Origin of the sequence: Aquimarina muelleri DSM 19832, from assembly GCF_000430665.1 — a bacterium.
In the GTDB taxonomy this organism is placed as follows: Bacteria; Bacteroidota; Bacteroidia; order Flavobacteriales; family Flavobacteriaceae; genus Aquimarina; species Aquimarina muelleri.
Window position 1 is genome coordinate 30028 of the sequence record NZ_AUML01000045.1, and the last position, 9415, is coordinate 39442.

General features: G+C 32.8%; 6 protein-coding genes. 5 read left to right on the plus strand and 1 reads right to left on the minus strand.

Going from position 1 to position 9415, the window contains the following annotated elements:
* Positions 1-4 precede the first annotated feature (4 nt).
* The 3 genes from H527_RS0116340 to H527_RS0116350 all read left to right on the plus strand — a co-directional run bounded on the left by H527_RS0116340 (position 5) and on the right by H527_RS0116350 (position 4790).
* Positions 5-1249 (plus strand): peroxiredoxin family protein, encoded by a 1245-nt coding sequence (locus H527_RS0116340; protein WP_035088519.1) that lies wholly within the window; start codon positions 5-7, stop codon positions 1247-1249.
* Positions 1250-1427: 178 nt separating this feature from the next.
* Entirely contained in the window at positions 1428-3521 is a 2094-nt protein-coding gene (gene pta, locus H527_RS0116345; RefSeq protein WP_027413689.1) for a phosphate acetyltransferase, read from the plus strand.
* A gap of 84 nt (positions 3522-3605) precedes the next feature.
* Positions 3606-4790 carry an acetate/propionate family kinase gene (locus H527_RS0116350; protein ID WP_027413690.1) on the plus strand — a complete coding sequence of 395 codons (1185 nt, stop codon included), beginning with the start codon at positions 3606-3608 and terminating at the stop codon, positions 4788-4790.
* Between the two features lie 157 nt (positions 4791-4947).
* Here H527_RS0116350 and H527_RS0116355 read toward each other — a convergent pair whose 3' ends face one another.
* The gene (locus H527_RS0116355; RefSeq protein ID WP_027413691.1) at positions 4948-5136 is read right to left on the minus strand and encodes a hypothetical protein; all 189 of its coding nucleotides are present in this window, start codon (positions 5134-5136) and stop codon (positions 4948-4950) included.
* A 423-nt stretch (positions 5137-5559) separates the two neighbouring features.
* Here H527_RS0116355 and H527_RS23240 point away from each other — a divergent pair, with 423 nt between their 5' ends.
* Positions 5560-8136, plus strand: a complete 2577-nt coding sequence (locus H527_RS23240; protein WP_051316829.1) for an endonuclease — start codon at positions 5560-5562, stop codon at positions 8134-8136.
* 1027 nt (positions 8137-9163) lie between these two features.
* Positions 9164-9415, plus strand: a 252-nt coding sequence (locus H527_RS0116365; RefSeq protein ID WP_027413692.1) for a DUF4372 domain-containing protein, incomplete at its 3' end; no start/stop codon positions are given.

Sequence of the window (9415 nt, forward strand, 5' to 3'; positions counted from 1 at the left end):
TATAATGAAAAGAATAGTAATATCACTGTTTATAATTGCAACTGTTTTTTCTTCTTGTAAGAAAGACAACAAAATAAAGAATACCGAATTTAAAAGTGGTCCTTGGAGAGCTACGCTAAAGGTTCAAGATAATAAAAGTTTGCCTTTTTTGATGGAAGTGATGGAGGACCAAACATTACAAATATTTAATGCAGAAGAAATCATTGACATTGATGAAGTTTGGATAGAAGGAGATTCTATAAAAATTAAGTTCCCAGTGTTTGAAGGGTATATTGCGGCTCGATTTATAGACTCTATAACAATTACAGGAAGTTTTATTAAAGAAAGCCAAGATAGAATAGTGCCTTTTGAAGCAAAATATGGAGAACAGGATCGATTTGATATTCTTTCTAAACCAAAATATAATATAACAGGCAATTGGGAAACCGTTTTTAGTAAAGATAAGGATGCAGATAGATATATAGCAAAAGGCATATTTACTCAAAATGGGAATATAGTAACAGGAACATTTAGAACTACAACAGGAGATTATCGATACTTAGAAGGAGTTATAAACAAAGATCAGTTACAATTATCTACTTTTGATGGAGCACATGCATTTTTGTTTACAGGGCAAATAACAGGTAATACATTAAAAGGGTATTTTTATTCTGGTAATCACTGGAAAGAACCTTTTGTAGCTAAAAAAAATGAGCACTACGAATTACCTTTAGAAGATTCTTTAACATTTTTAAAAGAAGGGTATAAAACACTCGAATTTAATTTTCCTGATAGTAAAGGAAATAAAGTATCGCTTCAAGATAAAAAATTTGAGGACAAGGTTGTTGTTGTACAGATAATGGGAACATGGTGTCCTAATTGTATGGATGAGACTAAATACTATGTAGATTATTATAATAGCCACAAAAATGCAGATGTAGAGTTTGTAGCTTTGGCTTTTGAATATGCAAAAACCAAAGAAAAAGCATTTACTTCTATACAAAGATTACAGAGTAAACTAAAAGTAGAATATCCGATTTTACTGGCCCAATATGGTACTTCTGATAAGGAAAAAGCACAAGAAAAATTACCAATGCTAAATCATGTACTGTCGTATCCAACTACGATTATAATAGATAAAAAAGGACAAGTTCGAAAAATACATACAGGTTTTAATGGGCCAGCTACCGGTCAAAAATATATAGATTTCAAAAAGGATTTTGATAGTTTTATAAAGCAATTACTAAAAGAAGAAAAAAAACCAGATTAAAGTCATTAAAATTTATTTAGTTTAGTAAAAGGTTTAGAAGAGTTCTAAGCCTTTTTTTAATGAAAAAAGAACCGAATTGTTAATATTCTAGGAGTATGATATAAAGGGATTGGATATCCTGTGTATTTTATGTTAGATTAGCCTATTAACGTATCTTTGTCGCACCAAATTTATATTTATGAGTAAAGCTGTTTATATTGCCACCATAGAGCCTAACAGTGGTAAATCTATTGTTGTTTTAGGTATGATGCGTATGCTATTGGGTAAAATTGCTAAAGTAGGGTATTTTAGACCAATTATTGATGATCCTGCAGAAGGGGAAGTAGATAACCATATAAACACTGTTATATCCCATTTTGAACTAGACATTAATTTTAAAAACGCATATGCATATACCAGAAGCGAGGTGCTTCAGAAATATAATCAAGGTAAATCTGGAGAGATCATAGATGAAATCATAAAGAAGTATAAAAATCTGGAAGAAAAATTTGATTTTGTATTGGTGGAAGGTACAGATTTTTCGGATGAAGGAAGTATTATAGAGTTTGATATCAATGTTATAATTGCCAAAAACTTAGGAATTCCAGCTATTATTGTAGCCAGTGGTATTGATAAAAAAAATGAAGAGCTTGTTGCTAACTTTAAATTAGCGTTCGATACTTTTAGTGGTAAAGATGTAGAGGTTTTAGCTATGGTAGCTAATAAGGTTATACCAGGCTGTGAGAAGGACTTAGAAAAGGATTTTGAAAAAGAATTTAAAAATAATGTAGATCGTATTATTATTCCAAAAGTCAATTCTTTAATTAATCCTACCATAAAAGAGATTGTACATAAATTACATGGTACCGTTTTATTTGGTAAAGAATATTTAAATAATCAAGCAGGAAGTTTTGGAGTAGGAGCAATGCAGCTACGAAATTATTTAACACATCTCAAAGAGAATAGTCTTGTAATTACACCAGGAGATCGTGCAGATATTATTTTAGGAGTATTGCAAGCAAATATCTCGGATAACTACCCAAAAATATCAGGAATTATATTAACTGGAGGAATCATTCCTGAGAAACCAATACTTAAGTTAATAGAAGGAGTATCTTTATCTTTTCCTATAATATCAGTGCCTGAAGGTACTTTTTCTGTAACCAATAAAATAGGATCTATTAAATCTAAAATCTACTTAGATAACCTTCAAAAAATTAATACTTCGATTAGCACTTTTGCAAAATACGTAAACGAAGATCATTTGGCAGATCGTTTAATAACTTTTGAGTCAGAAGGTTTAACCCCTAGAATGTTTCAGTATAACCTGCTAAGACGTGCCTTACAACATAAAAAACATATTGTTTTACCAGAAGGTTCTGATGAAAGAATTTTAAGAGCTACCTCCAGATTATTGGCCTCAGGAGTAGTAGATATTACCTTAATTGGTAATGAGAAGAAAATAAAAAGTAAAGTAGTTAAACTAGATATTCCTATAGACTTTAGTAAATTAAATATTGTTTCTCCTACAGAGTCCCCGTACTATGAGGATTATGTGCAAACCTTTTATGAACTAAGAAAACATAAAGATGTTAACTTAGATATGGCAAAGGATATGATGGCAGATGTGTCTTATTTTGGAACGATGATGATTTATAAAGGACATGCAGATGGAATGGTTTCTGGAGCAGTACATACTACGCAACATACTATAAGACCAGCTCTACAGTTTATTAAAACCAAACCAGGAGTAAAAGTAGTATCTTCTGTATTTTTTATGTGTTTAGAAGATAGAGTATCTGTTTTTGGAGATTGCGCTATCAACCCAAACCCTAATGCCGAACAATTAGCAGAAATAGCTATTTCTTCTTCAGAATCTGCAGCAGCATTTGGGATCGAACCCAAAGTAGCTATGCTATCGTATTCCTCTGGAACGTCGGGTAAGGGCGAAGATGTAGAAATCGTAAGAGCAGCAACAGCAATTGTTAAAGAAAAACGCCCCGATCTTAAAATAGAAGGGCCTATACAATATGATGCAGCAGTCGATATGCAAATAGGACAAAGTAAACTTCCTAATTCTGAAGTAGCAGGGCAGGCTAGTGTGTTGATATTTCCTGATTTGAATACAGGTAACAATACATACAAAGCAGTACAAAGAGAAACAGGAGCTTTAGCAATCGGTCCTATGTTACAAGGATTGAATAAACCAGTTAATGATTTGAGTAGAGGATGTACTGTAGATGATGTTTACAATACGGTGATTATAACGGCTATTCAAGCACAAGGATTATAATAAGTAAAAGATTAAACCTATAAAAAAGATATAAATAGCCAGCTCTACTTCTAATTATGGAGATTAGACACCTTAAAAAAAACTATGCAAATACTTATATTAAATTCAGGGAGTTCATCTATTAAGTTTCAGTTATTTACGATGCCAGAGGCAAAGGTTATTTGCTCGGGATTAGTAGAGCGTATTGGTTTAAAACAGTCAAATATTACCTATACATCTAAAAATAAATCTTTAGAAAAAGAAGAAAAGATAAATACACATAAGGATGGATTACATTTAATAGCAAGCCTTTTGATGGATCCTGAAGTGGGGGTAATTCAATCTGCATTAGAAATACAAGCTGTAGGGCATCGTGTAGTGCACGGAGGGAGTACTTTTGCACAAACAGTAGAGATTACTGAAGAAGTAAAACAAAAAATAGAGAAGTTATCTGCTTTGGCACCATTGCATAATCCAGCAAATCTAGAAGGGATTATAGTAGCCGAAGAAATTTTTACTAAAGCCAAACAAATTGCAGTTTTTGATACCGCTTTTCATCAAACTATTCCTGTAGAAGCATATAAATATGCTATTCCTAATATGTTTTTAGAAGAAAACAATATAAGAGTATATGGTTTTCATGGAACTAGTCATAAGTATGTTTCAGAAAAAGCAATCGATTTTTTAGCTAAAGAACATTCAAAAGTAATTACAATCCATTTAGGTAATGGTTGTAGTATGACAGCCGTTAAAGATGGTAAAAGCGTGGATCATACTCTTGGTTTTGCACCTATGAACGGGTTAATTATGGGAACCCGTTGTGGAGATATTGATCCTGCCGTTATTTTTTATATGGTTAACTCTTTAGGGTATTCTCTTAGCGAAGTAAATACACTGTTACAAAAAGAAAGTGGAATGTTGGGGCTAACAGGATACAGTGATTTAAGAGATATAGAGTCTGAGGCAGCAAAAGGAAATACAGATTGCCAATTAGCACTACAAATGAATGCATACCGTATCCAAAAATATATTGGAGCATATGCTGCGGTTATGAATGGATTAGATGCTATTGTTTTTACAGCTGGAATTGGAGAAAATTCTAATGTAATACGAAATTTGGTATGTAAGGATTTAGATTACTTCGGGATAGAGTTAGACACCGATAAAAACGATATAAGATCTAAAGACATACGGGATATTAGTAAGTCTACATCCAGAGTAAAAATTTTGGTTATTCCTACTAATGAAGAATTAGAGATAGCAAAACAATCCTTTAAATTATTATCATAAAATTATTAGAGTAGTTTTTTGAAATTAATCGATTTAAGAGATTGTCGAGACTAAAAAAATAGGATTTCTAAAAAGTTGTAGTTATCACTTTTTAGAAATCCTATTTTGTTGTTTTAAAATAGATGACTAATGCTTCGATATCTATTTTTTTTGAGGGTTATGCCCACATACAAGTCCCATTAGATTGGCAATATCCATGATCACAGAATTCGTTACCATTAGCAAGGCGAAAGCAGCATCTTCTTGGACCACCACAATAAACCCTTGGTCTAGCAGCTCCTCTTATTTCTTGTTGTTCTACTTTAGATAATTTTTGAACCCCATTTAAGTTTAAAATTTTTTTCATTATTTTTTGAATTTATGTTAGACTTAAATTTAGTATAAATTATTGAAATTCAGATGCGTAAAACCCTTTAAATATATGAGGTATTGTTCTCTTTTGGATTATATAATAGCCTCTCTACAAAACATAAAGGTTTTCAATCCACATTGTGGAGTTTAATTCTCCAAGACTTTCCTCGAAAACAAAATATATTTTTGGAAGCATATCTGGCGAGCTCGCCAGATATGCTTCCAAAAAATAACTTATCAACAGTAGTTTTTTTTGTAATTTATTGATTTTAAAATATTTATTATACTTTTTTTTATGAAATTTTAGGTTTTCAACATACTAAGTAACAATTTGGTAACGTTTTGCTATAGGGTGTTTGATAAAATAATTTTAGTTTCGGAACCATCAAATTATTCTTAATAAAAACTAACCTTAATAATGAAAAAAATTATACTCTTATTACTCGCTATACCCATATTAGGATATAGTCAAATACCATCATATTATAATGATGTAAACCTTAATGCAACAGGAACAACTTTAAAAAGCGAGTTAAGTACTAAAGTAACCAATACGCATTCTACATTTCTGTCATATACTCCAGGAGTTTGGAACGCTTTAAAGCAAACAGACTTAGCTCCATCTAATTCTTCTAAAGTAGTTTTGTTATATGGATATAACGATACAGACGGAAACTCTAATAACGATAGAACAAGAGGGGTTAATAATAACGGAGGAGGATCTACGGATTGGAACAGAGAGCATGTGTATCCAAAATCTTTAGGGAATCCAAATTTAGGAACATCAGGCCCAGGAGCAGATGCACATCACTTAAGACCTGCAGATGTAGGACGAAACTCATCCAGAGGTAGTAGAAAATTTGCAGATGGTTCTGGTAACTCTGGAACAACTTCTCAAGGATATTGGTATCCAGGAGATGAGTGGAAAGGAGATGTTGCACGAATGATGATGTATATGTACATTCGTTATGGTAATCGTTGTTTGCCAAAAAATGTAGGAGTTGGTTCTAAAGCTACCAATGATAGTAATATGTTGCAATTATTTTTAGAATGGAATGCAGAGGATCCTGTATCAGCACTAGAGTTACAACGTAATCCTGTTCTGGAAAACCTACAAGGTAATCGAAATCCATTTATAGACAACCCTGCATTTGCAACACAAATATGGGGAGGACCACAAGCCGAAAACAGATTTGGAACTACAGGAGGAAGCGATACACAAGCACCAACGGTACCTGCAAATTTGGTAGCAGCTAATACAACAACAACCTCTACCATACTTTCATGGAGCGCTTCTACAGATAATACAGCGGTTACAGGATATAATGTATATAGAAACAATGCGCTAGTAAGTACTGCAAACACAACAAATTATACCGTTTCTGGCTTAAGTCCTAATACATCGTATTCGTTTTATGTAAGAGCAAAAGATGCGGCGGGTAATGTTTCAGCATCCAGTACTACAATTAATGTAACTACCCAAAATATAGCAACAGGAGGAGATGCTACAGCATTATTTTTTTCTGAATATGTAGAGGGGTCTTCTAATAATAAAGCACTAGAAATAGCAAATTATACAGGAGGATCCATTAATCTTTCTGGATACTCTATAAAAAGACAAACCAATGGTTCTGGATCATGGTCTACAGCATTAAATCTTTCTGGGGTTTTAGCAAATAACAATGTTTATGTAATAGCAAATAACTCGGCTACTAGCGTAGTTAAAAACAATGCAGATTTAATATCTTCATCAGCAGCTCTAACATTTAATGGTAATGACCCAGTTGGCTTATTTAAAAATGGAGTTTTGATAGACATTATAGGAACTTTTAACGGAGGGTCATCTAATTTTGCTAAAGATAAAACACTTAGAAGAAAATCAGGAATATCCTCGCCATCCACTACTTATAAGGTTGTAGAATGGGATTCGTATTCTCAAAATACCTTTGACGATTTAGGAAAACATTCTTTTAGTAGCAGTAGTACTACTACAGATACTAAAGCTCCAAGCATTCCTACAAACTTAAAAGCTTCTAATATAGCAGAGAACAGTGCTCAAGTTTCTTGGACAGCATCAACAGATAATATAGGTGTAGAAGGATATTCTATTTATAAAGATGCTGTTTTACTTACAACTACTTCTGTAAATAATTATAATATTTCGGGTCTTAGTTCGGGGACCACGTATTCTTTTAAAGTGTATGCTTATGATGCAGCAGGAAATGTATCTGCAGAAAGTAATTCGGTAACAATAACTACACAAGATGTTATTGCTACTCCATATTGTTCATCCAAAGGGAATACAGTTGATTATGAGTATATAGATTTTGTAGGAATAGGAGGTATTTCTAATACTACTCTTGCAAATGGAGGGTATGGAGATTTTACCTCACAGGTGGCAAATTTATCTTATGGTACTAATACTATTGTAGTAAGTGCTGGGTTTGCAAGTGCACCTTATAATGAATATTGGTCTGTATGGATTGATTTTAATAAAAACGGAACTTTTGAAGCTTCAGAAAAGGTAGTAAATGAACTTTCTTCAAGCTCAGATAATTTATCTTATACCTTTGATGTACCCTCTGTTGCAGTATCTGGTACAACCAGAATGCGTGTTGCTATGAAATGGAATTCTACTGGTACATCCTGCGAAACTTTTGGATATGGAGAGGTAGAGGATTATACCGTAAATATAGGGGCTGCTTCGGCTAAAACAAAAGGAACATCTTTTATAAAAGTAAACGAAGAATTACAAAATAAAGAAAAAGTGTTTTCTGCCAAAGTATACCCAAATCCTGCTACAACATATATTAAAATAGAGGTAAAAAATAATATAAATACGACTTTTGTAATGACTAACATGCAGGGTAGTGTAGTGAAATCAGGAAATACTTCTACTAACATGATTGATGTAGAGGGGCTAACTCCAGGTATTTATTTTATAAAGATAACAGATGGCAATCAAAGTATTTCAGAGAAGATAATGCTTAGATAATTTTTTTTAAAAGTGTATTAATTCGGAAAAACCTCATAGCAATATGAGGTTTTTTTAGGGTTAATACCATTTATCATTTGAATTTACTGGAATAAAATGTTCTTTTTATACCTCAATTTCAGAATAAATATAAACCGTAGCTCAGCTATGCTTAATACCAGATCGAATCTGGCACAAACCTTCAAGGTTTTTTCAAAAACCTCGAAGGTTTAAATGGATGAGATTTGTTATTAGAATTACTATCTCGATAGGTATAAGAGAACTTATTCTGAAAGTGAAAAATTTATTTTATTGGCTGGCTTGTAGAGAGAATAGGCTCCTGTAGAATTAGATATAGGGTTGTTTGGTATTATTGTACAGGAATGGAATTGTGCATATATTTCATACTGAAACATAAAAAAAAGGACAAAAAGGGAGGTTTTAAAACACATTGTGGAGTTTAATTTTCCGAGGCTTGCCTCGAAAACAAAATATATTTTTGGAAGCATACCTCGTGAGTTTGATTCGAGGTTATTGATTTGTTTATTACTACTTTATATATATTTCTCGACACTACGATGACATTTCTGAGTACCCCGATGATATTTCTTAGTACTCCGAGGTTATTTCTCAACACTCCGAACTTATTTCCTAACACTCCGAAGGTATTTCCTGTGGCTCCGAGGTTGTTTCTTGCCACTTCGGGTCTATTTCTTGGTACTTCGAGGTTATTTCCTGTAACTCCAAGGTTGTATCTTGTCACTCCGAGCGTATTTCTTGGTATCTCAATAACATTTTTCAATACTCCGATCAATTTTTTAAACCTTCAAGGTTTTTGGAAAAGCTTGAAGATTTGTGTCAAAAGCATAATAGTTTTTGATTAAAAAATCAACTTCAGGTACCAAAACGGATAGTAATCGATTAAATAATTAGTGGTTCAGTTGTTTTGTAGAACAAAGCCAATAGCGTCCTAAACGTAAAAAAGAGAAAGGGAAATTTGTTCCTCAAAGTTACCTTTGTGGTGCAACACAAAAAACACCTTTCTCCGATGCTAAATATAACTTTGTTTTCTCAAATAATCAGTAAACTAGATAAATCAAGATTCAAAAAACTAGTTAATTCTCACCAAAGCGACAAACATCAAAAAGGTTTTACTAGCTGGTCTCACTTGGTTTCAATGTTATTTTGTCAATTTGCTAATAGCCAATCTGTACGTGATATAAGTAATGGTCTTCGTTCTGCAACGGGTAATCTGAATCATTTAGGGATGCTCAAAGCTCCATCAAAATCCACGTTGAGC